The organism is Bacillus sp. FJAT-27445 (assembly GCF_001510665.1).
In the GTDB taxonomy this organism is placed as follows: Bacteria; Bacillota; Bacilli; order Bacillales; family Cytobacillaceae; genus Bacillus_D.
On sequence record NZ_LMTI01000004.1, the window covers coordinates 301,142 to 325,187 of the forward strand.

Consider the following 24,046-nt stretch of genomic DNA (forward strand, 5'->3'; position numbering starts at 1 on the left):
CAAAGCTGTGTGCATGTTGGCTTTTTACAAGTATACCGGAAAACGCGGTTTTTTTGTAATCAGGTTGCATGGGTCCCTCGCTTTTTACATCAGCTAAAAATAATTAATCGATATCTTCCAATAATTGAACGATATATCCAAAAAATTAATCGATATCCGGAAAAAATTAATCGATATATTTACAGGAACCGAAAGTTCAGCCACATGTAAGGTGCTTTTAATAAAAAAAGCTCTTTCATTAAGCTGACTTTAGCTATTTTTCATAAAAGACTATGGATTCGACATCCTTTATCCATGGTTTCGCGGCGCCTCCATCGGTATTGGCCAGCCACACAGTCCAATTTGAATCCACAATCGACCTGCCCCTCAGCCAAGCTAGTTTATCAATTGCTTCTACATATTGTGGAGAATAGTCCCCAAATCCTTTTGGCGGGGTTGTTATTTTTGCTTGCCTTTTTGACGTGATATCAATGGAATAGAGTGATGGAAGCGGGTGCTTGCTAAAGTCATTTGTCCATTCTTGTTCTTTGATCCGGGAGGCGACCAGCGATTTATCGGTAACCCAATCAAAGTAGAGATCAGCGTAGTTGGGTGGGGTAAGTGTTCCGGAAGCAGGCATTTCCTTTACCTTTAAGTCTTTATTTTTAAATCCGAACACAATTCTTCCGCCGCCAGCGATAAAGGCAATCGTATCGGTTGATGGCGCCCATTTTGGTTCATCTACACCAAGAATTACCTCATCCAAAACCTTGAAATGCTTACCGTCAGCCCGAATGGTACAGAGCATATTGCTGTCCATGGACCAGGAGGCGGTTGGGGATACAATGAATGAAATCCATTTGCCGCTAGGGGAATAGGTTAGTTTCTCGGCATAAACGGCAATCAGTTTGTTCTCTTTGGTCGTACCGATTTCCCTAGGCAATGTGAAAAAGGGTTCGACGCCCCCAAAAACCTGGATGTTGCTATAATTATTATCGGTTTTTTTCGTAAATAAAGTGGCGCTCGACCAGCCATCGGGACGAAGAGTACCAGCGGCCGAAAGGAGGAATCCCTTCCCGTCAGGAAACCATGTATAGTTATCAACACCTGTAGCAATGTTGAAAAATTGCTTGAAGTTAGAAATGTTTAAAATGCCTTTTGCATTAAAGGCTACCACATTTTTATGCGGAGCCCAGGCGGGGGAATACCCGTTATAGAAAAGCTTATTCTTTTCACCAGTGTCTGGATTGTAAACCCAGACCTCAGACTGCTGTTCCCCTTCCTCGAATTGTGAAGGTGCACTAAGCTGGAAGACAAGCCATTGGCCGTCTCTTGACCAATTCGGTTTACCGATTACTCTTCCAGTGGACGTAACCCTTTTTTCTTGGCTGTTTTTAAAAATCCACAGGCTTCCTTCACGAATAAACGCTGCTTTAACATTATCTTCAGGGGCCGCAGAAACCATGGCTGGATAAATGAGTAAAATGGCCAGTGCCAAAAATATAACCCTTCTCATTCAAACTTCTCCTTTCAATATTGCAGTGTTCTTACTATTTGCCGCAAAAAAGCTTTTATGTGAAACCAGCTATCCTCCCCGAAAACAACTCTCCGTTGACACCAAACACTGTAACGCATACAATGAATGTAATTTCATTATTTTCTGACAAACAAGGATGATTCCGATGAAAATAAAACATTACGCAGGCATATACAAAAGGCTGGACTCCAAATCTTAACCGGTTTGGAAGTCCAGCCTTTTTCTTTATCCTGCTAAATTGGTAGAGGTGAGAACTATGATAACGTTAACAGGAAATACATTGACATTAGCTGAGGTTAAAGAGGTTCTTTATAATGGAGCATACGTGAGCGCTTCAAAAGAAAGCATGGAGAAGGTTAAGAAAAGCAGGCAGGCGGTCGAGCGGATTGTCACCGAGAAGAAGGTTGTCTATGGAATAAATACCGGTTTTGGAAAGTTTAGCGACGTCCTGATAGATGCCGCCAATGTCAAAGACCTGCAGCTGAACCTGATTCGTTCCCACGCATGTGGCATTGGAGATCCATTTCCGGAGATTGTATCAAAAGCGATGGTATTGCTTAGGGCAAATGCGCTGCTGAAGGGTTTCTCGGGAGTGCGCCCGGTTGTCATTGAACGGCTGATCGACCTCGTGAATACCGACATCATTCCGGTCATTCCGCAGCAAGGATCGCTCGGCGCGAGCGGAGACCTTGCCCCGTTGTCCCATCTGGCGCTTGTCCTAGTTGGGGAAGGGGAGGTTTTCTACAAAGGGAACCGAATGGATTCAGCCGCAGCGCTGCAGGAGGAAGGGATTTTGCCAATTTCACTGGAAGCGAAAGAAGGACTTGCGCTGATTAATGGAACGCAGGCGATGACCGCGATGGGAGCGGTCGGCTACCTTGAATCAGAGCAGCTTGCCTTCCAAAGCGAGCTGATTGCAAGCCTGACAATTGAGGGACTGACGGGTATCATGGATGCCTTTGCCGATGAAATCCACCAGGCAAGGGGATATGTACAGCAAATCGAAACAGCTGCAAGGATTCGCAATTACCTGAAGGACAGCCAGCTGACAACATCGCAGGGAGAACTGCGCGTACAGGATGCCTATAGCATCCGCTGTATTCCCCAGGTCCATGGCGCGTCGTGGCAGGCGCTTGATTATGTGCGTGAAAAGCTCGAAATCGAACTGAATGCGGCAACCGACAACCCGCTTATTTTCCATGACGGCGAGATGATTGTCTCGGGAGGGAACTTCCACGGCCAGCCGATCGCCTTTGCAATGGATTTTATGAAGATTGCCGTTGCTGAGCTTGCCAATATTTCCGAGCGCCGGATTGAGCGCCTTGTCAATCCGCAGCTTAATGACCTTCCGCCATTCCTGAGCCCCGAACCGGGACTGCAATCGGGCGCGATGATCATGCAATATGCGGCGGCATCGCTCGTTTCAGAAAATAAAACCCTTGCCCACCCGGCAAGCGTTGATTCAATTCCTTCATCCGCAAATCAAGAGGATCATGTCAGCATGGGTACGATCGCTGCACGCCATGCATGGCAAATCGTCCAGAATGCGCGGAGAGTGCTGGCAATCGAACTCATCTGCGCTCTTCAGGCAGCTGAATTCCGCGGACCGGAAAGATTAGCCACTGCCACCCGCCAGATGTATGAAGAAGCTAGGGGGATCGTCCCTAGCATCACCCATGATCGTGTCTTCTCGAAAGACATCGAAGCGGCAGCAAGCTGGATGAAGCAAAAGGAACTTGGAGCAGTCCTGTTGCCAAAGGAGGAGCAGGTGTAATTCCCACTAATCAAAGCGGTTCCGCCAATTTTGGCAGAACCGCTTTTTTGAAATGAACTATACTTTTCATTAATGCCAGTAATCCAACAGTGAAACTCTTAATGGAACCGGTTCCCGTCTCCACGCTCGACCCGATTTTTAAACGCTTCCCTGACAACCAAAAATTCCTCATCTCCAATTGCTTCTTTTACATGTTTTTCAGTTAAGGCATCTTTCGGGAAATCCCCGGGATGCCCCTTCTTTTTATGGTCAAAATTCTTACCGCGGCCCATATCTGTACCCCTTTCATCTGCAATCGTATCACGGTTAGTTTTCCCGCTAATTGCCCGTTTATGAAAGGATTCGGAAAACCAATCTGTTGTTTTTCAATCATGGCAACTTGAATGGTTAAAACTGCTTTGCCCAGTGGAAAAGTGGTATACTTAAATTGACAACATGCACATTCATACACATTCCTATTTGAGGAGGAACAAGGGTGGATTTTTTTCAAATCATTTCGGAAGAACGAATCAAAAAGGCGTATGCTGATATGGAATTTGAACATTTGCCTGGCTTCGGGAAACCGCTGCCGCCTGATGAACTTGCGGGTGTGCCCGATGAACTAAGAATGGCCTATCGAGTCCTCAAGAATGGCGGTTATACGGATGAAGCCAAAACGCTCCGCCAGGAAATGGCGTCGATTGAAAGCATCATTGTCCAGTCTACAGACGACACTGAGCGCGCATCCATGCAAAAAAAGCTGAACCAGAAATTGCTCCAGTACAACAGCCTCATGGCCAAACGCGGTGCCAAAACCAACTCCTCTGTTTTTAAAAACTACAGTGCCAAGGTCATCAAAAAATTAACCTAATAAACGTCCTTATACACAAAAAAGGGCCAGCCAATGCCGGCCGGCTCTCTCTCCTGCTACAAACCGTTCATTCCCTAATTCGGCTTTCTCCTGCAAGCTCCTGTTCGGCAGCTTTAGACTCCTGGGCCGCAGGAGATGGCCTGCACATCCAATCAAGCAAAAATCCAAAGAAAATCATAAACGCAATCGGGATTGTGTAATTTATTATATGGATAACTGTCAACTCAATCCCTCCTCCTTAGAGAGTCTTAATTTCCTGCATTAATATGTTGTTTACATTATATTCAAAAGGACATAAAAATTCAAAAACTTTTCGAAATATTCCCGCAATTTTTACGGACCGGCTAAAACAAAATTTTTTCGACTTTAAGGCCCTTGTCAGTCCATTAAAACAAACTGTTCTACATAGCTTTTCGACAGAATTTTTTCATTTCTTTAACGGCATCCAAATAATAATAGATTAATTTGCATAATACCGAATTATCAGAAAATTATATGTAGATTTATGTATAAATATTGTGGGATATTCTGCTTAGTGTAAGACAAAAACCAACACACTACTCCGAAAGAACTATTTATAATGAACTTATTACTACTACTTAAGTAGGTGTCCAGGTGAGAAAGTAAAAGACAGGGCGCCGCTTGGGTACATAAACAGAAAAAGGCAAACCGTTTGAAAGAACGGGACGCAAAGCTTCGGGTCTACCGCAAGAACATTTTTTGCAATGACGGCTGGGCTGCCTGGAATACGAATTCGTATTTTAGGGGTGAGAAAGTTGCAGGTTATAGAAAGAGGTAAAGAGGGATTAGATCAGGAATGGATGGCACTTATCATGGAGGCAAAAGAAATTGGGCTGGGAACAGATTTAGTGCGGGACTTCCTCAGCAGAGATGACAGAACGGCTTTAATGGGTGCAGAATAAAAAATAATCCAATGGGATTGGACCCATTGGATTGTTTTTTTTGACGTTTTTTCAATTATCATTGTTGCCCTGGTTCAATCGCCATCTATTAAATTCCAGGAAGTCCCGGAACTGATCCTTGGAAACACCCGAATCCATAGCCTCTTTCACCAGATTCAGCCAATCGCTGTCCAATTCCCCCTGGTCTGCCATATCGTGGATAAGATGGTCGACAGGAACATTCAGTACTGCTGAAATCTTTTCAAGGAATTGGATGGAAGGATTCCGCTGCAAATTCCTTTCGAGGGAACTAATGTACGACTTTGCAACCCCAGCCTGTTCGGCCAACTCCGATAACGACATTTTTTTCTCCAAACGAATCTTCTTAACGCGATCACCAATCATCAACGTTCACACACCTTGGAATATATATCTTTAATCCATGATAACAAATTGATGTAAAAAGTACCAGACCAACAAATTAATTAAGTGAAAAATCCATCAATTCCAAGTATGTGACACAGTTGACGTTTTGTTACGGATTTCGAAGGGAATGAGAATATAGGACAAGATGAAAATAAGCAAAGGAGCTGCAAAAAATGGCAAAAAAGATCGCCTGCCTGATTACATCTATGTTTGAAGACTCCGAATTCACAGAACCAGCTAAGGCCTTTGTCGAAAACGGGCATGAAATCCTCACGATTGGAACCGAAAAAGGAAAAGAAGTCCAAGGAAAGCAAGGCAAAGCCACAATATCGATTGACTACAGTATTGATGAAATTACTCCCCAGGAATATGATGCCTTATTTTTACCAGGAGGATTCTCACCCGATATTCTTCGCGCTGATGAGCGGTTCGTCCAATTCACAAAGCATTTTATGGACGAAAGCAAACCTGTTTTCGCCATTTGCCATGGGCCGCAGCTGCTCATTTCTGCAAAAACATTAGAAGGTCGGCAAGTAACCGGCTATAAATCCATTAAAGTCGATCTCGAAAATGCAGGTGCGACGTACAAGGATGAACAAGTGGTCGTCTGCGGAGACCAGCTTGTCACAAGCCGTACCCCCGATGACATTCCGGCCTTTATCCGGGAATCAAGCAAACTGCTGGAAGCATAGGGTTTTACGCATCCCACCAAGACAGAGGCTGTAGCCGGCAACCACCGGGACAGCCTTTTTGCTTGGTTAGAAAAAATAAAATCGCACAGTGTGAATAACTCGAAATAAGTTATATTAATCCAGCTCCAGCGCCTAGCCCCTCGAGGTCATAAGCCGTTTCCCTCCGGAGGGCAGGCCCGTCCTCGGAAATGCTCGCATTTCCTTCGTGCGTGGGCGAATTCAGGGATGCCATTCAGTGTCCTGCGGGCCCCGTCTTATGCTGGTCGGGGCTGACCAAGGCGCTTGCGCATTTTGTTCTTGGATGAAACAACAGGAAGCCAATTGCGCAAAACAAGCACTTTGAAAATGAGAAAAAGAACGATACTATAGGTATGACAGCATTTAATCGTGAAAAGCATATAGTAAACGAGAAAATGAAATTTGCGCAAAGGCGGGAAAAGCATGATTGTCCTTAAATCACCAAGAGAAATCGCCATGATGAAAAAGGCGGGTGAGGTCCTGGCTGCTTGCCATAGGGAGATAGCTGGCATCATTAAGCCTGGCATAACCACATGGGAAATCGATCAGTTTACGGAAGAATTTTTGAAAAAGCACGGAGCCACTCCCGAGCAGAAAGGATACCGGGGGTATGAATTTGCCACTTGTGCAAGCGTCAATGATGAAGTTTGCCACGGATTTCCGAGGAAGGAACCACTGGTGGATGGTGATATTGTTACAGTCGATATGGTCGTCAATCTAAACGGCGCGCTTGCGGATTCAGCATGGAGCTATCCGGTCGGTAATGTAAGTGATGAAGTGAAGCGGTTGCTTGATGTCACGAAAGAATCCCTGTATAAAGGAATTGAACAATCTGTCATCGGGGCAAGGATAGGCGATATCGGCCACGCTATCCAGCATTATGTTGAGGGGGAAGGCTTCTCTGTCGTCCGGGATTTCATCGGGCATGGCATCGGTTCCTCCATCCATGAAAAGCCCGACGTGCCGCACTTCGGGTTGCCAGGCAAAGGCGCTCGCCTGAAAGAAGGCATGGTCTTCACTATTGAACCAATGGTCAACATCGGCGCATGGGCAACCAAAATGGATATGAACGGCTGGACCGCAAGAACCGTGGACGGCACCTACTCTGCACAATATGAACATACCATCGCTATCACCAAAGACGGCCCACTCATCCTGACTAACCAAGAATAACACTATGTGTCTGGCACTTCGTTGGGACGTATTCTGTCCAAACCGGGTGCCAGGCACCAAAAAAAAATGATGCACCAAATTGATGCATCACGAGTGTCATTGTTTTCGGAGGTTTCCGAGTTCTTCTGCGAGTGCCTGCATTTCGCTTGTGGAAAAGGAGTTTTTCCGCATGACCATTTCATAAATTTCGGTTAGCTCTTCATACATATTTTCATCGAAATGGGAGGGCTTGATTGCTCCCAGGTTCATTACCTTTAGTTTATCTTTTATTTTTTCAATCATATATGCAACGTTTTCGGTTGATTTCTTTGATAAGTCCATTCCGTTCACCCTTCCTGTTTTTCGTAATTTCATCTTTCCATGGGGAAGGGAAAATGTCAACAGCGGAGGCTGTCCCGCGACCAATTAGTAGACATCTTTCAACAGACAGAGAAGAACGCACCATGTTTGCCTGTCCCTGAAAGCGGGAAGGATAGTACCAGGAATTATGGCGTAGGAACTGATGGTTAATTGAGTAAATGAGTAAAAGAGTATGTGTAGGAAAACGTGCAGATGAAGGAGAGATTGCTGATGGCAGGTACAAGCAAATTTTGGAAAGCAGTTGTCTGGGGGGCACTCGCGGGCGGTGCAATTAGCCTTTTTAACAAAGAGACGCGCACAGCCGTTTTTGAAGGGGCAAAGAAAACTACCACCAACTTATCCTATGCAGTGAAAAACCCTGGCGAAATTACAAATTCAATCCGTGACGCTGCTAAGAAAATTCAAACCACTGTTGAACAAATGAACGATGATATTGTTTATATTGCAGGAAAAGTAGAGGAGCTGCGCGGCACAACACCGCAGCTGGTTGGCATCCTGAAGGAGACGAAGGATACTTTTGTTAAAAAAGAAGATAGCAATGCTCCGGAAACTGTGTCTGCCATGGCGGGCGGTGCCAAATCCGATAGCGATGGCGATGAGCCGGTATTAAGCGAAGTAGTCCTCAAGGAAGCTGATACTGTTGGCACATGAGGCAATAGAGGAAAGAGTCGAGAATGTCAGCCGTTTGTTCAGCAAGAATATCTTCAAACAGCTCTGGCACCGAATTCAGGAGGATGACCTGCCTGGGCTGGCAGCACAACTGGCCTATTACTTCCTTCTTTCCATGTTCCCATTGCTGATTTTCCTGTTCACGCTTCTTCCGTATTTGCCAATTCCCCATCATGACATCCTCGAGGCAATCAGCCGGTACGCACCGGAAGAGGCAATGGCCATGATTGAGAAAAACCTTGCGACTGTATTGGAAAAAAGAAGCGGCGGGCTGTTGTCCATCGGGATCATCGGGACAATTTGGTCCGCATCAAATGGAATCAACGCACTCGTCCGCGCGTTCAATAAAGCCTATAACGTGAAGGAGAGCCGTCCCTTCATTGTGGCACGCGGAATGGCAATCCTCTTCACCTTTGGAATGATCACTGTCTTTATCGTTGCACTAGTACTGCCTGTATTCGGTAAAGCAATCGGGCTGTTTTTATTTTCGCAATTCGGCCTTAGTGAACAATTCCTGGCCGTTTGGGCGGCCCTACGCTGGATTGTCAGCACTGTGATTCTTTTTGGCATATTCACCGTCCTTTACTGGGTAGCGCCAAATGTTAGAATGAAATGCAAATCCGCTGTGCCCGGCGCCATTTTTGCAACGGTCGGCTGGACAGTCGTTTCACTGCTCTTTTCATTCTATGTAAACAATTTTGGCAATTACACCGCAACATACGGCAGCATCGGGGCAATCATCATCCTAATGATCTGGCTCTTCCTGACCGGTTTGATCATCATAATAGGCGGGGAAATTAACGCCTTCTACTCGGAAAAAGCAAAAGAAAATTGCTAATCGAAAGGATGCTGTGCCTTTTTATAGGGGCAGCATCCTTTTTTCAAGTTTAAAAGATTTGTGTATTTCCTCATAGTGAATGGCTAGTGATTAATCACCATCGTTACTTTTGGAAAATAGTCGGTGTCAGACACCGACTATATATCCTGAAACCTCATAGCCATTAATCACTAGTTATAAGTAGACTTTGCACCTGGTTTTACTAGTAAACTAACGGTTTCAGGGTTCTGTTCACTAGTGAAATACAACTATCCCTTTTAAAAAAGGTAGTCCGGGCCAGACCCCTACTATAAGAGATAAAACTTTATAGCCATTAATCACTAGTCGTCTACCCCTGACCACTCCCAATTTCATAATCCAAGTCCAAGAAAAAAAGCAGCCAACACCGAAGTGCGGGCTGCCTTTATCTGCAAAACTCTTAACTTACGACCTCAACAGCCTCAAGCTGTTCAATATAACTAAAATTGTACTGCCTTCATGCCCGATAACTCCATAAGGCAAATCCAAAACCTGTAGGAAGTTCGACGCAATCAGCACCATAATAACCAAAATCGAAAACACAACGTTCTGCTTGATGATCCGGTTCATCCGGCGAGAAAGGCGAATCGCTTCAGCTATTTTAGGCAAATCGTTTTTCATCAAGACAATATCCGCTGTTTCAAGCGCAACATCCGTTCCTTCCCCCATTGCAATCCCAACATTTGCAGTTGCGAGGGCGGGGGCGTCATTGATTCCATCGCCGACCATAGCCACGGTTGTATACCGGTTCATAAGTTCTTTTAACTTATTTACCTTCTCTTCGGGCAGGCATTCGGCAAAATATTCATCGACACCACTCTCTGCGGCAATCGCTTTGGCAGTCGTTTCACTGTCGCCTGTCAGCATCACCGTATAGATGCCTTCATTGGCCAATTCGCCAATGGCACGCATCGTTTTCTCGCGGACGACATCCTTCAACGCCAGCATCCCGGCAGGTACGCCATCAACACTGATATAGACAAGTGTATTTCCTTCAGCCGCAAGCCGTTCAGCCCGTTCGCCGCCAAGCACAGCGGCTCCCTCGCCAATAAACCCCGCCTTGCCAATCTTCCACGATTCTCCGCCAATTTCAGCCGAAATGCCCCAACCTGGCATATCTTCCATTTTATCCGGCTGGACCATCTCATTTTCAAAGCGTGTTTTTGCAAAAGAGACAATCGCCTTCGCCAGGGGATGGTTGGACTGGTTTTCGACAGAAGCCGCCTTCCAGAGCAGGTCGCTTTCAGAGAATCCATCCGCAAGAATGAATTCAGTCACTTCGGGCTTTCCTTTCGTCAGCGTTCCGGTCTTATCAAAAGCAATCGCGTTCAGGTTGCTTAAATTTTCAAGATGGACTCCGCCTTTGACAAGGATTCCATGCCTGGCCCCGTTTGAAATCGCGGACAAGGTCGCTGGCATGATTGAAGCAACAAGGGCACAAGGCGAGGCAACGACCAATAGGATCATCGCCCGGTAGAAGGATTCCTGCCAGCCCCAGCCAAGTACGAAATTTGGTACGACCATCATCAGCGCCACAACCGCCAAAACAATCTTTACATACGAACCTTCAAATCGTTCGATGAAAAGCTGGGAGGGGGACTTTTCGCTTTGGGCCGTCTGGACAAGCTGAATAATTTTATGAAAAAGTGTTTCATTGCTCGCCTTCGAGACTTTGACGGTAATTGCGCCAGTCATATTTACCGTTCCGGCAAAAACCTCGTCGCGCAAGCCTTTTACAACCGGGACGGATTCACCGGTAATCGCGGCCTGGTCAATGCTGGATTCGCCTTTTTCAATGATTCCGTCTGCCGGGACACGCTCACCTGGTTTTACCAATATCGCATCGCCAACCGCCAGTTCCGAAACCCCTACTTTCCTTTCACCGCTGCTAGTAATCAGGAGGGCTTCCTCGGGCTGGAGTTCCATCAACGACGAAATCTCTTTGTGGCTTTTGTTCATTGTGTACGTTTCAAGGGCGCCGCTGACCGCGAAGATGAAAATCAAAATCGCACCCTCCGCCCAGTAGCCGATAAGTGCAGATCCGATCGCGGCGAAGACCATCAGCATTTCGACATTCAGCTCTTTATCCTCGATCGTCGCCTCGATGCCTTCCTTTGCCTTTGCAAAACCGCCAATCACAAACGCGGCCAAATACGATGTGACACTCGCTGCCTCAAGGCCATTTTTGCCAAGCAGCCAGCCAGTGAGGATGAGGATTCCGCTTATTGCAGCGGCTATCAGTTCCGCATGGGGAAGTATTTTTTGTAAAAGAGCGCTCTGGTGGCCTTCCCGTTCATTAACTCTAGCTTCCGCTTCCATTTTCGTTTCCCTCCTTCTAATTGAGAAAAAGAATCATAATCAATACCCTTATAAAATGACGAAAGCTGCCACCGACAAGCGATAGCAGCATAAAACATTTAATTTCTAATTTATAATTATTCTATCATATAGTATATGCAAAGGAAAAGGAAAACAGCTCCGTTTGATAAATCTTTACCCGGCTATGCCACACCTTGAGCTGGTTCGGGCTGTTTGAAAAAGTAGAGCGCGGCAAAAATCACAAGCAGCAGCGCACTGATCATATAAAAGAACGTTGCGCCATCAGTGAACTGGATGGCCAGTCCGCCAATGAATGGGCCTGACATACTGCCGAGGCTAAAAAAGATTCCGCACATCAGATTCCCGGCAGGAAGGAGCTGTTTCGGCAGCAAGTCCGCCATATAGCTAATTCCGAGCGAGAACGTTGTGCCTACTGCCATTCCCGCTAAAAAGAAGCAAATCAATAGGCCAAGGGCGGTAGTATGAAAAATGCCTGCTGCAATAAAGCATAAAAAGCCGGTCAGCATAATACCCATTAATACGTTCCGCCTTCCGAACCTATCGCTCATGATGCCAAGCGGGAACTGGAAAAGGATCCCGCCGATTGAGAATGCTGGCAAGATGATTGATACCGCGGAAATATCGAGTCCGTTCCTCAATGCCAAAACGGGGAAGTTCCCATTCAGGGAGGCTTCAAGGAATCCATACCCAAGCGGAGGCAGCAATGAAACCCATGCAATTTTTAAAACCTGCCCGAAACGGGAAAAGGTGCCCAAATAGGAACCCGTATACCCCGCTCCATCCGTATCCGGTGAATCGTTCCGCAACAGCCAGACAAACAGCCAGGATATGATCGATAGCACAGAAGAAACTATGAATGGAAGGGCCTCGTTGATTTCAACAAGCCTTGTTAACAGAGGCCCAATGGCAAAACCCATCCCAAAGAAAAGTCCGTACACTGACACATTCCTGCCGCGGCGGTTTTCCGGTGAGGATGCCGTTATCCATGTCTGTGCGCCGAAATGGAGCATATGGTCACCGACACCGATAAGAAACCGCAGCATAAACCAAAACCAGAAACTTTTCCAGACCGGGAACAGGGCCAGGGCTACAGCGACGCTAAGCCCCCCTGCGAGGATAATCGGCTTATAGCCAAACCGCCTAAGCGGCGCCTCCATGAAAGGGGAAGCCAATAATATTCCAATATAAAGGGCGGTTGCGTTCATTCCATTCAAGGATGAAGAGAGCCCATCGTTTTCAAAAATAATTGCGATAAGTGGAAGCAGCATGCCCTGTGAGATACCAGAGATGCCGACTGTGCTGACGAGAATCCAAAAATGGGCAGCGGGATTTTTTTTCATGATGAAAACCTCAATTTACTAGAATGTCAAAGTTGATGGTATCTGTTAACGCTCCTTTTTGCAAGCGGGAAGAGGGAAAAAACTTTTCCGTAAAAACGATTTGTTGTACTCTCTAAACAAGATACTTTTGGAGAAAATAATATGAAGAGGTGATCTTGGTGAATTTTAAAATGAAAGAAGTCGGTTTTTATACGGAGCTCCCGTTCGGGCGCCTGGACGTATCGGGAAATGAAGAGGCAGGTTTCAGGCCATATCAGCTGATGGCCGCATCCGTAGCTGTATGCAGCGGAGGAGTCCTGAGGACAATCCTTGAGAAAAAGAGGCTGCAGGTCGAGGATATCGAGATCCGTACAGAAGTCGACCGGAAAGAGAGCGAGGCAAATAGGATTCAAACCATCCATATCCATTTCACAATTACCGGTAAAGGTCTAGACGAAAAGCAAATCCACAAAGCCCTTGAGCTTGTCGGGAAAAACTGCTCGATGGCCCAATCTGTAAAAGGCAGCATCAACATTAAAGAGACGTTCGAGCTGGTCAATAGAGAATAAATGTAGGAAACGCGGGTAAAGGTAGAATTAACATCTACATATGGATTGAGAGGGAATTTTGTGGCGAATAAAATTTTTATGATAATGACCTTTATCGGCGTTCCACTATCCGTTATTGGAAGCCTTATGCATTGGCCGAGCACAATCCTATTTGTCATTTACTGTTTAACCATCATTGCACTGGCAAGCTATATGGGCAGGGCGACAGAAAGCCTAGCCATCGTCGCAGGGCCGAGGGTTGGCGGACTTTTGAACGCTACTTTCGGGAACGCGGTCGAGCTGATCATCTCGATATTTGCCCTCAAGGCCGGCCTGACCGGCGTTGTACTGGCATCTCTGACCGGTTCCGTTCTTGGGAACCTGCTGCTGGTTGCCGGGCTATCCTTTTTCATTGGCGGAATCAAGTTCAAGCGCCAAACCTTTAACGTCTATGATGCGCGCCATAACTCAGGATTGCTGATGTTTGCCGTCCTCGTCGCGTTCGTTATCCCGGAAGTGTTTTCGATGGGGATGGATGAAGGAAAGACGATTTCATTAAGTGTCGGGATTTCCATCATTCTGATTGCACTGTACCTGGCTGCGCTCTTCTTCAAGCTTGTCACCCATCGCGGGGTTTACCAAAGTGAAAGTGGCGGTGGCGGACATGAGGAAGAACCGGAATGGAGCAAGAAGAAGGCAATCATCATCCTAGCCCTTGCTACAGTCACGGTTGCCTATGTATCCGAAAACCTTGTCCATACATTCCAAGCGGTTGCGGAATCTTTTGGCTGGACCGAGCTGTTCATTGGGGTCATCATTGTGGCGATTGTCGGTAACGCGGCCGAGCACGCATCCGCCCTCATTTTCGCCTGGAAAAACAAGATGGACATAGCGGTTGAAATTGCAATCGGTTCGACATTGCAAATCGCAATGTTTGTCGCGCCTGTCCTAGTCCTTATTTCTTTGCTGTTCAAGGATTCTATGCCGCTCGTATTCACCCTGCCAGAGCTAGTCGCAATGGCTTCTGCCGTCCTGTTGATGATCATTATTTCAAATGATGGGGAATCAAACTGGTTTGAAGGTCTAACGCTTTTAGCGGCTTACATTATCATGGGAATCGGTTTCTTCCTCCTTTAAAATGCATCGAGCAACACAAAAATGGCCCTGAGCATTGCGCCCGGAGCCATTTTTTCTCAACTATTCAACTTGCGCCTATAAGGGTCGTCAATCAATTCGCTATTATTTAGGGAACAACCACCAACCTTCATGCTTAATATGGTAAAATCATTCTCAGTCAACATAAATTAGTGTATCCCTGCCTCCTTTTATGGAAAGTTGCCAGCGAGTTGATCCTGCCCTCCTTTTATAAGATAACGTTAGTATACACTATTATTTAATTGTTGTAAACATTCTGAATATTACTTTTTCATTATTTTTAAAAGGAGAGTAAAATGGCGCTATTTTATCGTTTTTCATTTTTTTTCATAGGGTTAATCATCTTAACGTTTGGCGTCTGCATGACAATTGTCGCTGATTTTGGAGCGGGAGCCTGGGATGCGCTGAACGTTGCTTTAACAGAATTAGTCGGCTTATCGATTGGGCGCTGGGTTATGATTGTCGGAGCCATACTAATCGGTGTAAATGCCTTTCTTCATAAAAGCAGACCGGAATTCCTTGCAATTGGAATCATTTTCGCCATAGGCTCAATGATCGATCTATGGATGTTCTTATTCCTTGGAGGCTGGGAACCTTCAGGGCTCATTGAGCAGCTTTCAATGTTCCTCTCTGGCATCATCGTCATTGGAATAGGCGCGGCCCTTTACCTTCAGCCAAAATTCCCTCTTAATCCAATTGATAATTTAATGATGGGCATTAAGAAAAGGATGAATGTTAACATCATGACGGCTAAAACGATTGGGGAACTAATCGCCCTTATCCTCGCGCTGATTTTAAGCGGACCTATTGGGCTCGGAACACTGATTATCACCTTTGCAATCGGCCCAGTCATCCAGCTTTTCTACCCTCCATTTGAGAAATTACTGAACAGGCTGCTCGCTTCTACCAAAAAAAGACCTGAAATTGGATAATATCACCGAACTCCGAAAACACTAAGGGCAATACAAATGCACTTTGTGAAAGGAGTTCTTTTTTGTGGGAAAAAAATATGTCATTTTTATTCTGTTTACATTAGCATTGTCAATCATCTCACCGGCCTCCGCCGAGAAAGCGGTGCCGAAGAGGCTGGTTCCAGAAGGGGTCATGAATATTACGAAGGAAAACACGTACCCGAACCCGAACCAGGACGAGCCGCTTCTCCAGCCGAGTGAGTTTGCAAAAAAGCTTATAGAGTCATCTAGGGTGAAAATCGAAAATCCGAATCTGATCAGGATGCTGAACGAAACTTCTGTCAATAGCACTCCGTTTGCCCTTGGCTATAAGGCCATCATCTATCTTGGCCAATGGCCGCTGAACTATGAATCATCGGAGACATCGCCAAATTGGGAATACCAGCGAATTAATACTAATTACTTTGACAACAGAGGCGGAGAAAAGCCGTACCAAATCCATTATGTACAGGAAGCCCAGAAGGTCATCAAAGGCGGCCTGACGGCAAAAGTCCCGAATGCCGATGAAGTGAAAAAAATGATGCTTATAAAAGCTGCCAGCAAATCAAACCTGCCGCTAGCCTTCGAAACCGTCATTGGCCTCGGTACGAAGAAGGACCAGATTTACAATATTCCGAGGAAACGGCTTGGCTATCTGTATGCGTACGCGCCAGCGATCAACGAAAAGGGGAAAATCACTTACGGCGAGGTTTACCTGATGCTAAAGGGCAACAAAAAGACACTGGTCATCAAAAACGTTACGTCCCAGGGAATCGGAGCCTGGATTCCAATCCAGGACTACGTATCCTTCAGTTTTGCGGCAAGCGAACGGCCAAGGTAAGTGAATGTTTTGTAAAAAGGCTATTTCGGGTCATACCGAAGTGGCCTTTTTTAATGGTTACTTTGTTCAGTCTCAGTTTTTTTTGTTATGCCTTTCTTTGTCCAAAAGACCTGACAAAAGTTTGTGGATTTTGGCTTAAAGGGCCTGCTAACCCTATTGTATATCCTGGAAATTCCCCGATTGTTTGTTTAGGTAAGCCCCAGACCGGGAAATACACAAACAGGCTAAACTTTACTTATAAATGATTTAAGGAGGAATAGGACATGAACGAGTATGAAAACCAAAACAACCAGAATTATGGCTACTCTGAAAACGAAAAGAACAGCAAATTGCTGAAAGGAATCGTAATTGGCGGTGTAATTGGAGGAGTTCTGACCCTTCTCGATTCTTCAACGCGAAACAGCTTGAAAGAAACAGCTGTAGACCTGAAGAATACCTCTAAGAACATGTTTACGGAAGTAAAGCAAAACCCCACTGAGGTAAAGGATCAGATGGTATCACAGTTCCAGCAGGCATCCAACGTTCTAAAGGAAGCAATTGCTGACGCGCAACAGCTGTACGACCGCCTGAACAGCGACCTATTCGGAAAAGTGTCTGATGTGAAGGATATCTCAAAGGATGCTCTCGACACTGTCATGGGCTTTAAAGGTGAAGTAAAGCAAATCGGTTCAAAGGTAGCGGAAGCAGGCTCTGAATTGAAAGCTGCAGCACCAACTGGATCGGGTACTGACAACTCCTTGTCATCGCAATCAGGAAGCTCGGTGAAATCATCGATGTCCGAAACCTATTTAGGAAAGGCATCAGGCTCGTTGACTGGCTCAACCGGACTTGACAACTCATCCGTATCGTCCGAATCGGTTGATATGTCGGCGAGTGATGATTCATTCGAATCGGAAAAATCAGGCGGGCTTGGCTATTCGAACGATAAAGGCAAGCACACAACTGGCGGACAGGAGTCGCCGAACCACGACAAAGACGAAAAGTATTAATACAACCTGACCATAAATGAACCAGCGGGATTATCCCGCTGGTTCATTTAGTTTCCCAGTCTTTATTGCATAAAAAACATCTTGTAGAAACTGGTCGTAAAGGGTAAGTTTGGTTTAGCAGAATAATAGGGAGGCATATTAGTGTATTTTCCATCAAAGAAGGATGCTTGGCTTACATTGATTATTTTGTTATCGATACTTGTGTGCTTTATTCCACTGTTTTCAAAGGGAAATGGTTCACCTATTACAACATTGCCAATTGCCGCGTTTTTGCTTTGGCTTTGGTTTTCAACAGGCTATAAGATTGAGGGAGATCTGCTGATTGTCCGAAGCGGTCCGTTCAAGAGGAATATTCCGATTAAAGAAATTGAGAAAATCAGAAGAAGCAACAGCCTGCTCGCTTCCTATGCCCTTTCCATAAAAAGGCTGGAGATTACGTTTAGCAAATATGGATTGGTTTACGTTTCCCCAAAGGATGAGCAAGACTTTATAAACCTCCTAAAAGAAGTTAATCCAACCATTCAGACAGATTCAGTCAAAACTTGAGCAGCCAACGGGCTGTTCTTTTTTAAAAACAAAAAGCCAGCCAGATTGTCTCGATTTTGCCATTGACCTCCAGTTTCTATAAAAGGAACAAAGGGTACTAACTTGGTATAAGACTATGGACGTAGAGGGGAGACGAGGCATTTGGCACGATCAGAAAGATGCTGCATAGAAAGAGAAACAGCAACAGGGAAATACGGGATGGTGGCTACAGCCCATCCGTTGGCGACCGAAATCGGAGCCAAGGTTCTTGAAGAGGGTGGAAATGCCATCGATGCCGCCGTAGCTATCCAGTTTGCCCTGAATGTCGGCGAGCCGATGATGACGGGCATTGGCGGTTCAGGCTTCTTTATGGTCTACCATAAGGAAAGCGGGGACATTAAAATTTTTGACGGTCATTCGGAAGCCCCGGCTGCAGTTCACCCGGAAATGTTCCTTGACGAGAACGGGGAGGTCATTCCTTTCAGGGAACGATCTACCCACGCAACCGCGGTCGCCATCCCTGGAATCCTGAAAGCGATGGACGCAGCCCTAAAGGAATATGGGAGCAAGCCGCTTGCGGAACTCATTGAACCTTCCGCAAAAGCCTGTGAGGATGGCATTCCGCTCAATTGGGTTTTTATGAATGCACTTGATGAATTCGAATATAGGCTAGGTGATGAAGCCCGGAAGTTTTATTTTACCGAAGGGACAAGGCTTCAGGAAGGCGAGCCGGTGAAAAAGCCGAACCTTGCGAGAACGTTCCGTATATTGCAAAAAGATGGCGTTGCCGCTTTTTATGAAGGGGAAATTGCGGAAGCGATTGTCGATGAAGTTCAAAGCCTTGGTGGCTTCCTGACGCTTGATGATTTGAAAAAGTACCGACACACTGTTGATGAACCAATCCGTGGCTCCTACAGAGGATATGAAATTGCAGCCGCAAGCCCGCCAACCGCAGGAGGGCCAAGCCTGCTTTATATCCTAAAGCTGCTGGAGAAGTTTGATCTCGCTTCCTATGGGCCGCGTTCTTGGGAGAAGTATTATTTGTTCACCGAAGCGATGAGGCTTGCTTTTTCTGATAAAATTGCTTACATTGCCGACCCGCGCTTCAACAAAATTCCATTGAAAGGGATGGCGGACGAACGCTACCTTGCCGAGCGGTTAGAATACATCAACTTTGAATTCAGGAATCTGGATATCGATTTTGGAAATCCATGGAAATATGAAAAGGGGGAAGGGCGTCCGGTCGTCAGGCAGCCGAATGACGAGGAAAAAAGCGAAACGAGCCACTTTACGGTCGCCGACCAATGGGGAAACATTGTTGCATGCACGTCAACGGTTGAGCATCCATTCGGGACTGGCATCATGGTTCCAGGCTATGGTTTTTTCCTGAACAATGAATTGACCGATTTCGATGCGATTCCAGGGGGAGTAAACGAACCGAGACCAGGAAAACGGCCGGTCAGCTGCAAATGCCCGACGATTCTATTTAAAGATGGCAAGCCGGTTCTGACGTTAGGCTCACCGGGCGGACCGACAATTATTGCATCCGTTTTCCAGACAATCGTGAACTTCATTGATTTCGGCATGGATTTGAAGGACGCGATAGAAGAACCACGTATCTTCTCTACGCCAGGTATGCTGCTGTCCTGGGAAAATGGAATCGACATGCTGGCCAAAGGGAAGCTTGAATCAATGAATTTCGAGTTTGGCAATGAACCGCATGTGATCGGGAATGTCCAGGCGATCCAGTTTGGCCTGGAGGCGGGAATGATGTACGGCGCATCCGATTCAAGCCGGGAAGGGACGGCAATCGGGATTGATTTTTTGCCTAAAGTGGAATAATAGGACTAGAAAAACAGTTCGTTTTCGGATAGGATGGTAGTCGAGACGAAAGGAGCGAAACACTTGGGCAAAGACATTACTGATAAAGACACACAAGTAACCTTCCTGAAACAACGCCTGAACATGTTCATGGAACTGCTTGAAGCGATTGAACCTGAAGAAGCGGACGTCGACGACATCGACCGCCTGCTCGAAATCATTGACGACATCGAATCCAAAGTACGCGAATTCAATAATCGCGACCTCTAAACCCCGCCGCGAGCGGGGTTTTTTAAATGGCTGAATGAATTTAAGAAACAAACATACTTTAATCCCCTCCCCATTCGGAGTATAATGAACAATGATGGGAATTATTTGCACTACATATTTTAGCTGTTGAAACAAGGGGGAGAAGACAGTGAACATAGAAAATTTTCGAGAGAGCATGTACAAGCTGATTGTGGAAACGTCTACAAAGCTGCCAAAGGATGTCCGCCGGGCAATTAAGGGTGCGGCAGAGCGTGAAAATGCCGGAACTCGTTCGGCAATGAGCCTTGCGACGATTACGAACAATATTAAAATGGCGGATGAACAGGTCTCGCCGATTTGCCAGGACACGGGGCTGCCAACGTTCAAAATCAAGACCCCGGTTGGCGCGAACCAGATCCAGATGAAGGCTGCAATCCAAGAAGCAATTGCTTTGGCTACAAAGGCCGGCAAGCTTCGCCCGAATTCCGTGGACTCGCTGACAGGGGAAAACAGCGGCGACAACCTCGGCGGTGGAACGCCTGTCATTAAGTTTGAACAATGGGAAAAGGACTATATCGATGTCCGCTTGATTTTGAAAGGCGGGGGTTGTGAAAATAAAAATATCCAATACAGTCTGCCTTGCGAGCTTGAAGGGCTTGGCCGTGCGGGCCGTGACCTCGATGGAATACGCAAATGCATTATGCATTCCGTCTACCAGGCACAGGGACAGGGATGCAGCGCAGGATTCATCGGCGTTGGCATTGGCGGTGACCGTTCTTCCGGTTATGACCTTGCCAAGGAACAGCTTTTCCGTTCCAATGATGACGTGAATCCCAATGAAGAACTTCGCAAGCTTGAGGAATATGTTATGGAAAATGCCAACAAGCTTGGCATCGGCACCATGGGCTTTGGCGGGGAAACAACCCTTCTTGGCTGTAAAATTGGCGTTATGAACCGAATTCCTGCCAGCTTCTTTGTGTCGGTTGCCTACAACTGCTGGGCATTCCGCCGCCTTGGAGTCAATGTTAATCCTGAGACCGGGGAAATTAATGATTGGATGTATCAGGAAGGCGAGATGATTGATTTTAAACAGGAGCAAACGCTCGCAGCACAGGAAACCGCCGCTGCCTCCGAAGGGGTTATCACACTTCAGGCACCAATCACCGAAGAACAAATCCGCAGCCTGAAGGTTGGCGACGTTGTCCAAATTAACGGAATGATGTATACAGGCCGTGACGCAATCCATAAATATTTGTCGACCAACGATTCCCCAGTCGATTTGAACGGACAGGTCATTTACCACTGCGGACCGGTTATGCTGAAGGATGAAGAAGGAAAATGGCATGTGAAGGCAGCCGGCCCGACAACAAGTATCCGCGAAGAGCCTTATCAGGGCGATATAATGAAGAAATTCGGCATTCGCGCCGTTATCGGAAAAGGCGGAATGGGGCCGAAAACACTTGCCGCTCTTCACGAACATGGCGGAGTTTATTTGAACGCAATTGGCGGTGCGGCACAGTATTACGCGGATTGCATTAAATCTGTCGAAGGAGTCGACCTGATGCAGTTCGGAATCCCGGAAGCAATGTGGCATTTGAAGGTTGAAGGCTTTACAGCTGTTGTCACCATGGATTCTCACGGAAACAGCCTTCATGCAGATGTCGACAAGTCCTCGCTCGAAAAGCTTGCAGAGTTCAAAGAACCGGTATTTAAATAAGAATATTCTGATAAAATGACAGTCCTGACCTAGTTAGGCTGTCGTTTTTTTGCAATATTAAAGAAAATGACGGAATTTCCCGGGAAATACGTGAGGATGGGAAGTCTGTCGGATATAGAGAAAATATTGCCATCAGTATAATCGACAATGATTCCAAACACTAAGGGATATTGGGTTTGGAGGGATTTGCGAATGAAAAAATTGTACATGCTGTTGATTGCAGTTTGCATAATGCTTGCTTTTATTCCCAAAAAGACACACGGAGAGACATCATCAACACCGTTCGGCTGGGGTTTCAAGCGCGGCCAAAATGAACAGCAGGCGGATGCAGGCTGGCAATATGAAGCACTCCTCGAAAAAAACGGAGCATTTTACAAGGGAAGCCCGGACGAGAAAATCGTCTATCTCACTTTCGACAATGGCTATGAGAACGGTTATACAGAAAAGGTTCTCGATGTTCTAAAAAAAGAAAAAGTCCCCGCAGCATTTTTCGTTACGGGCCACTACATCGAGAGCGCGCCGGAATATGTGGAGCGAATGGTAAAGGAAGGGCATATTGTCGGAAACCATTCGTGGGGGCACCCCGATTTTACAAAAATTCCTGACGCAAAAATAAAGGAAGAACTTGAGCGTGTCCGAGCTGCCTATCAGGAGCTGACCGGCAAAAAGAAAATGGCCTATGTCCGTCCGCCCCGTGGAACATTCAGCGACAGGTCAATGGCGGTTAGCAAGGAAGCGGGTTATACACATGTGTTATGGTCGCTGGCATTTGTTGACTGGAATGTAAACCAGCAAAGAGGTTGGCAATATTCGTATGACAATATTATGAAACAGATTCACCCAGGCGCGGTTATCCTGCTCCATTCCGTCTCTAAAGACAACGCCGACGCTCTCGAAAAAGTGATTGTCGATCTTAAAGCCAAAGGCTACAAATTCAAAACCCTCGATCATTTGGCAAAAAAGCAGAAGGCAAATTGATCAAAAGAACTGCAGCGATGCAGTTCTTTTTTATTAATAATAGGCATATTAAACCCAATTATTGTTAAAAAGTGGTACAATAATTTCCATAAATCTATTGTAGGGAGGGACATGGAATAAGTTTTAAAAAACACGATTAGACCTACGGAGGTTACACATGAGCAACTTAATGACGAAAACTGAAAAAAGCCCTGCGGTAATGGTTGTTTGGGCGATTATTTTGCTGATCAGCAGTTTTTTTATGCCCTTTATAATTGTTTTTCTGATACATAATTCTTTTTTTCAAAACCGTGAGCAATGGCTATTTGTGGCGCCAGGCCAGGGGTATATAACATTTATGGCGGGGATGGTTTGGATTGCGCTTGTCATGTTTATGCATCTTTTTATTCAATACAGATACGAGCTGAAATTTATGAAGTGGATTACATTGGTGCTCCTATTATTTAGTATACCCGTGTTCATGGTCGGGGCTACCAACTATTACTACTTCGATGATAAGGGGCTTCATTACAATGAACTGAAATCGTTCAACCATACAGATACCTATGAATGGAACAGTTTTAAAGAAGTAAAACAAGTTCATGCAGTAAGAACCGGCGACAACGCAAAGTACTTGGAGAGCTATGAGTTCATTACGACTAGCAATAAACATTTCGTCGTCCCATATGAGGATTTTAGGGGAATTGAGAGCAGAGTTTTAGAAAAATTGGAAAAAAATCAGGTTAAAGTTACAGATAATTATTATGAGTAAGAAAGAATTCTCCTGTTTTAGAATAGATTCGTAAATTTTCCCTAGAGGTGATCGTATGAAAAAATCCAAATGGGTATTTGCCTGTTTTTGGCCGCTGCTCATTTTCGTTTTATCGGGATGCCTGGAAAACAAAGATTATGCAGGCGCTAATACCAAGAGTCAGCCTGTAGCTGAAGATTCCCGGCAATGGGAGCTGTCACCTGAATTTACAACTTCCGAAGGAGATTTACTAATTGGAGAGGATAAAAAAGTAGGGATTGTTGGACCGGAGTTTATCGAAGGAGAAACAAACAAATGGCTTTGGCATTTTTGGAGTGATGAACAGACGATAGAAGGCGGCGAATTCAAAGTTGTCGCGACACATAAAGAGACCGGGGTAAAGGAAAAAGCACTGGTTGAAAATGCCGGTACAGCGAATGTGAAAAAAGTATGGAATTATGGAAAGCTGGACTACAGCCCAGACGGGGTTAGAGGTTCTGACAGTTCAAGGCCTTCCAATATGTCATTATCCAAACCGGGGACGTGGCGTTTGGAAGTATCCATTGGCAGTAACTATTTTGGCACAATTGTGGTCCATGTTAAAGGGAAATAGAATGGGGTTCCGAAATTAAAAATTAAGGCTGTAGA

Annotated in this window: 27 protein-coding genes and 1 riboswitch; of the genes, 19 read left to right on the forward strand and 8 right to left on the reverse strand. The window is 45.8% G+C overall.

What is annotated here, in order from left to right; genetic code table 11:
- Positions 1-253 precede the first annotated feature (253 nt).
- Positions 254-1,495: a hypothetical protein gene (locus tag AR337_RS13180; protein ID WP_059172479.1), complete on the reverse strand. Its 1,242-nt coding sequence runs from the start codon at positions 1,493-1,495 to the stop codon at positions 254-256.
- 277 nt (positions 1,496-1,772) lie between these two features.
- Between AR337_RS13180 and hutH the strand changes: the two genes are divergently transcribed.
- On the forward strand, positions 1,773-3,290 hold the full coding sequence (gene hutH / locus AR337_RS13185; RefSeq protein WP_059172480.1) for a histidine ammonia-lyase: 1,518 nt from the start codon (positions 1,773-1,775) through the stop codon (positions 3,288-3,290).
- Between the two features lie 98 nt (positions 3,291-3,388).
- Here the strand turns inward: hutH and AR337_RS23515 are convergent, their stop codons facing one another.
- Positions 3,389-3,562 carry a hypothetical protein gene (locus AR337_RS23515; RefSeq protein WP_172797544.1) on the reverse strand — a complete coding sequence of 58 codons (174 nt, stop codon included), beginning with the start codon at positions 3,560-3,562 and terminating at the stop codon, positions 3,389-3,391.
- A 203-nt stretch (positions 3,563-3,765) separates the two neighbouring features.
- On the opposite strand from AR337_RS23515, the gene AR337_RS13190 reads away from it, so the two are divergent.
- On the forward strand, positions 3,766-4,140 hold the full coding sequence (locus AR337_RS13190; RefSeq protein ID WP_059172481.1) for a DUF1992 domain-containing protein: 375 nt from the start codon (positions 3,766-3,768) through the stop codon (positions 4,138-4,140).
- 67 nt (positions 4,141-4,207) lie between these two features.
- On the opposite strand, the gene AR337_RS23195 is transcribed toward AR337_RS13190, so the two are convergent.
- On the reverse strand, positions 4,208-4,363 hold the full coding sequence (locus AR337_RS23195) for a hypothetical protein (protein ID WP_156424397.1): 156 nt from the start codon (positions 4,361-4,363) through the stop codon (positions 4,208-4,210).
- 430 nt (positions 4,364-4,793) lie between these two features.
- Positions 4,794-4,885: riboswitch (cyclic di-GMP riboswitch) on the forward strand.
- Positions 4,886-4,916: 31 nt separating this feature from the next.
- Between AR337_RS23195 and AR337_RS23200 the strand changes: the two genes are divergently transcribed.
- Positions 4,917-5,063 carry an anti-repressor SinI family protein gene (locus AR337_RS23200; protein ID WP_253701715.1) on the forward strand — a complete coding sequence of 49 codons (147 nt, stop codon included), beginning with the start codon at positions 4,917-4,919 and terminating at the stop codon, positions 5,061-5,063.
- Positions 5,064-5,114: 51 nt separating this feature from the next.
- Here AR337_RS23200 and AR337_RS13195 read toward each other — a convergent pair whose 3' ends face one another.
- Entirely contained in the window at positions 5,115-5,447 is a 333-nt protein-coding gene (locus tag AR337_RS13195; protein WP_059172482.1) for a helix-turn-helix domain-containing protein, read from the reverse strand.
- 194 nt (positions 5,448-5,641) lie between these two features.
- On the opposite strand from AR337_RS13195, the gene AR337_RS13200 reads away from it, so the two are divergent.
- Positions 5,642-6,160 carry a type 1 glutamine amidotransferase domain-containing protein gene (locus AR337_RS13200; protein ID WP_059172483.1) on the forward strand — a complete coding sequence of 173 codons (519 nt, stop codon included), beginning with the start codon at positions 5,642-5,644 and terminating at the stop codon, positions 6,158-6,160.
- A gap of 109 nt (positions 6,161-6,269) precedes the next feature.
- On the opposite strand, the gene AR337_RS23945 is transcribed toward AR337_RS13200, so the two are convergent.
- Positions 6,270-6,392 carry a hypothetical protein gene (locus tag AR337_RS23945; RefSeq protein ID WP_301335725.1) on the reverse strand — a complete coding sequence of 41 codons (123 nt, stop codon included), beginning with the start codon at positions 6,390-6,392 and terminating at the stop codon, positions 6,270-6,272.
- A gap of 209 nt (positions 6,393-6,601) precedes the next feature.
- Between AR337_RS23945 and map the strand changes: the two genes are divergently transcribed.
- Positions 6,602-7,351 (forward strand): type I methionyl aminopeptidase, encoded by a 750-nt coding sequence (gene map, locus AR337_RS13205; protein ID WP_059172484.1) that lies wholly within the window; start codon positions 6,602-6,604, stop codon positions 7,349-7,351.
- 96 nt (positions 7,352-7,447) lie between these two features.
- Here the strand turns inward: map and AR337_RS13210 are convergent, their stop codons facing one another.
- Entirely contained in the window at positions 7,448-7,672 is a 225-nt protein-coding gene (locus AR337_RS13210) for a DUF1128 domain-containing protein (protein ID WP_059172752.1), read from the reverse strand.
- 249 nt (positions 7,673-7,921) lie between these two features.
- Here AR337_RS13210 and AR337_RS13215 point away from each other — a divergent pair, with 249 nt between their 5' ends.
- Positions 7,922-8,362 carry a hypothetical protein gene (locus tag AR337_RS13215; RefSeq protein ID WP_059172485.1) on the forward strand — a complete coding sequence of 147 codons (441 nt, stop codon included), beginning with the start codon at positions 7,922-7,924 and terminating at the stop codon, positions 8,360-8,362.
- A 34-nt stretch (positions 8,363-8,396) separates the two neighbouring features.
- The gene (locus AR337_RS13220; RefSeq protein ID WP_059172753.1) at positions 8,397-9,218 is read left to right on the forward strand and encodes a YihY/virulence factor BrkB family protein; all 822 of its coding nucleotides are present in this window, start codon (positions 8,397-8,399) and stop codon (positions 9,216-9,218) included.
- Between the two features lie 423 nt (positions 9,219-9,641).
- On the opposite strand, the gene AR337_RS13225 is transcribed toward AR337_RS13220, so the two are convergent.
- Positions 9,642-11,555, reverse strand: coding sequence for a heavy metal translocating P-type ATPase (locus AR337_RS13225; RefSeq protein WP_059172486.1), 1,914 nt, complete (start codon positions 11,553-11,555; stop codon positions 9,642-9,644).
- Between the two features lie 182 nt (positions 11,556-11,737).
- Positions 11,738-12,916 carry an MFS transporter gene (locus AR337_RS13230; protein ID WP_059172487.1) on the reverse strand — a complete coding sequence of 393 codons (1,179 nt, stop codon included), beginning with the start codon at positions 12,914-12,916 and terminating at the stop codon, positions 11,738-11,740.
- A gap of 158 nt (positions 12,917-13,074) precedes the next feature.
- On the opposite strand from AR337_RS13230, the gene AR337_RS13235 reads away from it, so the two are divergent.
- The 12 genes from AR337_RS13235 to AR337_RS13290 all read left to right on the forward strand — a co-directional run bounded on the left by AR337_RS13235 (position 13,075) and on the right by AR337_RS13290 (position 24,011).
- Positions 13,075-13,464, forward strand: a complete 390-nt coding sequence (locus tag AR337_RS13235) for an OsmC family protein (RefSeq protein WP_059172488.1) — start codon at positions 13,075-13,077, stop codon at positions 13,462-13,464.
- A 78-nt stretch (positions 13,465-13,542) separates the two neighbouring features.
- Positions 13,543-14,580 (forward strand): calcium/proton exchanger, encoded by a 1,038-nt coding sequence (cax, locus tag AR337_RS13240; protein ID WP_172797551.1) that lies wholly within the window; start codon positions 13,543-13,545, stop codon positions 14,578-14,580.
- Between the two features lie 314 nt (positions 14,581-14,894).
- Positions 14,895-15,530 carry a YitT family protein gene (locus AR337_RS13245; RefSeq protein WP_059172490.1) on the forward strand — a complete coding sequence of 212 codons (636 nt, stop codon included), beginning with the start codon at positions 14,895-14,897 and terminating at the stop codon, positions 15,528-15,530.
- Between the two features lie 112 nt (positions 15,531-15,642).
- Entirely contained in the window at positions 15,643-16,389 is a 747-nt protein-coding gene (locus AR337_RS13250; RefSeq protein ID WP_253701759.1) for a YfkD famly protein, read from the forward strand.
- Between the two features lie 263 nt (positions 16,390-16,652).
- A complete protein-coding gene (locus AR337_RS13255; RefSeq protein ID WP_059172492.1) occupies positions 16,653-17,378 on the forward strand; it encodes a hypothetical protein in 726 nt (241 codons plus the stop codon).
- A 141-nt stretch (positions 17,379-17,519) separates the two neighbouring features.
- Positions 17,520-17,924, forward strand: a complete 405-nt coding sequence (locus AR337_RS13260; RefSeq protein ID WP_059172493.1) for a PH domain-containing protein — start codon at positions 17,520-17,522, stop codon at positions 17,922-17,924.
- A gap of 141 nt (positions 17,925-18,065) precedes the next feature.
- Entirely contained in the window at positions 18,066-19,745 is a 1,680-nt protein-coding gene (gene ggt, locus AR337_RS13265) for a gamma-glutamyltransferase (RefSeq protein ID WP_059172494.1), read from the forward strand.
- A gap of 63 nt (positions 19,746-19,808) precedes the next feature.
- Complete coding sequence (locus AR337_RS13270) at positions 19,809-19,994, forward strand: SE1561 family protein (RefSeq protein WP_059172495.1); 186 nt, start codon at positions 19,809-19,811, stop codon at positions 19,992-19,994.
- A 148-nt stretch (positions 19,995-20,142) separates the two neighbouring features.
- Entirely contained in the window at positions 20,143-21,690 is a 1,548-nt protein-coding gene (locus tag AR337_RS13275) for a fumarate hydratase (protein ID WP_059172496.1), read from the forward strand.
- Positions 21,691-21,882: 192 nt separating this feature from the next.
- Complete coding sequence (gene pdaA / locus AR337_RS13280; protein ID WP_059172497.1) at positions 21,883-22,668, forward strand: delta-lactam-biosynthetic de-N-acetylase; 786 nt, start codon at positions 21,883-21,885, stop codon at positions 22,666-22,668.
- Between the two features lie 157 nt (positions 22,669-22,825).
- Entirely contained in the window at positions 22,826-23,419 is a 594-nt protein-coding gene (locus AR337_RS13285; RefSeq protein WP_059172498.1) for a hypothetical protein, read from the forward strand.
- Between the two features lie 55 nt (positions 23,420-23,474).
- Complete coding sequence (locus AR337_RS13290) at positions 23,475-24,011, forward strand: hypothetical protein (RefSeq protein ID WP_059172499.1); 537 nt, start codon at positions 23,475-23,477, stop codon at positions 24,009-24,011.
- Positions 24,012-24,046: the final 35 nt, after the last annotated feature.

What these genes read in the sequence shown, in the direction of transcription:
- AR337_RS13225 (WP_059172486.1), bottom strand. Translation starts at nt 11,555, where the DNA reads ATGGAAGCGGAAGCTAGAGTTAATGAACGGGAAGGCCACCAGAGCGCT.
- pdaA (WP_059172497.1), top strand. Translation starts at nt 21,883, where the DNA reads ATGAAAAAATTGTACATGCTGTTGATTGCAGTTTGCATAATGCTTGCT.
- AR337_RS13210 (WP_059172752.1), bottom strand. Translation starts at nt 7,672, where the DNA reads ATGGACTTATCAAAGAAATCAACCGAAAACGTTGCATATATGATTGAA.
- hutH (WP_059172480.1), top strand. Translation starts at nt 1,773, where the DNA reads ATGATAACGTTAACAGGAAATACATTGACATTAGCTGAGGTTAAAGAG.
- AR337_RS23515 (WP_172797544.1), bottom strand. Translation starts at nt 3,562, where the DNA reads ATGGGCCGCGGTAAGAATTTTGACCATAAAAAGAAGGGGCATCCCGGG.
- AR337_RS13200 (WP_059172483.1), top strand. Translation starts at nt 5,642, where the DNA reads ATGGCAAAAAAGATCGCCTGCCTGATTACATCTATGTTTGAAGACTCC.
- AR337_RS13285 (WP_059172498.1), top strand. Translation starts at nt 22,826, where the DNA reads ATGAGCAACTTAATGACGAAAACTGAAAAAAGCCCTGCGGTAATGGTT.
- map (WP_059172484.1), top strand. Translation starts at nt 6,602, where the DNA reads ATGATTGTCCTTAAATCACCAAGAGAAATCGCCATGATGAAAAAGGCG.
- AR337_RS13230 (WP_059172487.1), bottom strand. Translation starts at nt 12,916, where the DNA reads ATGAAAAAAAATCCCGCTGCCCATTTTTGGATTCTCGTCAGCACAGTC.
- cax (WP_172797551.1), top strand. Translation starts at nt 13,543, where the DNA reads ATGATAATGACCTTTATCGGCGTTCCACTATCCGTTATTGGAAGCCTT.
- AR337_RS13195 (WP_059172482.1), bottom strand. Translation starts at nt 5,447, where the DNA reads ATGATTGGTGATCGCGTTAAGAAGATTCGTTTGGAGAAAAAAATGTCG.
- AR337_RS13245 (WP_059172490.1), top strand. Translation starts at nt 14,895, where the DNA reads ATGGCGCTATTTTATCGTTTTTCATTTTTTTTCATAGGGTTAATCATC.
- AR337_RS13180 (WP_059172479.1), bottom strand. Translation starts at nt 1,495, where the DNA reads ATGAGAAGGGTTATATTTTTGGCACTGGCCATTTTACTCATTTATCCA.
- AR337_RS13215 (WP_059172485.1), top strand. Translation starts at nt 7,922, where the DNA reads ATGGCAGGTACAAGCAAATTTTGGAAAGCAGTTGTCTGGGGGGCACTC.
- AR337_RS23945 (WP_301335725.1), bottom strand. Translation starts at nt 6,392, where the DNA reads ATGGCATCCCTGAATTCGCCCACGCACGAAGGAAATGCGAGCATTTCC.
- AR337_RS13255 (WP_059172492.1), top strand. Translation starts at nt 16,653, where the DNA reads ATGAACGAGTATGAAAACCAAAACAACCAGAATTATGGCTACTCTGAA.
- AR337_RS13290 (WP_059172499.1), top strand. Translation starts at nt 23,475, where the DNA reads ATGAAAAAATCCAAATGGGTATTTGCCTGTTTTTGGCCGCTGCTCATT.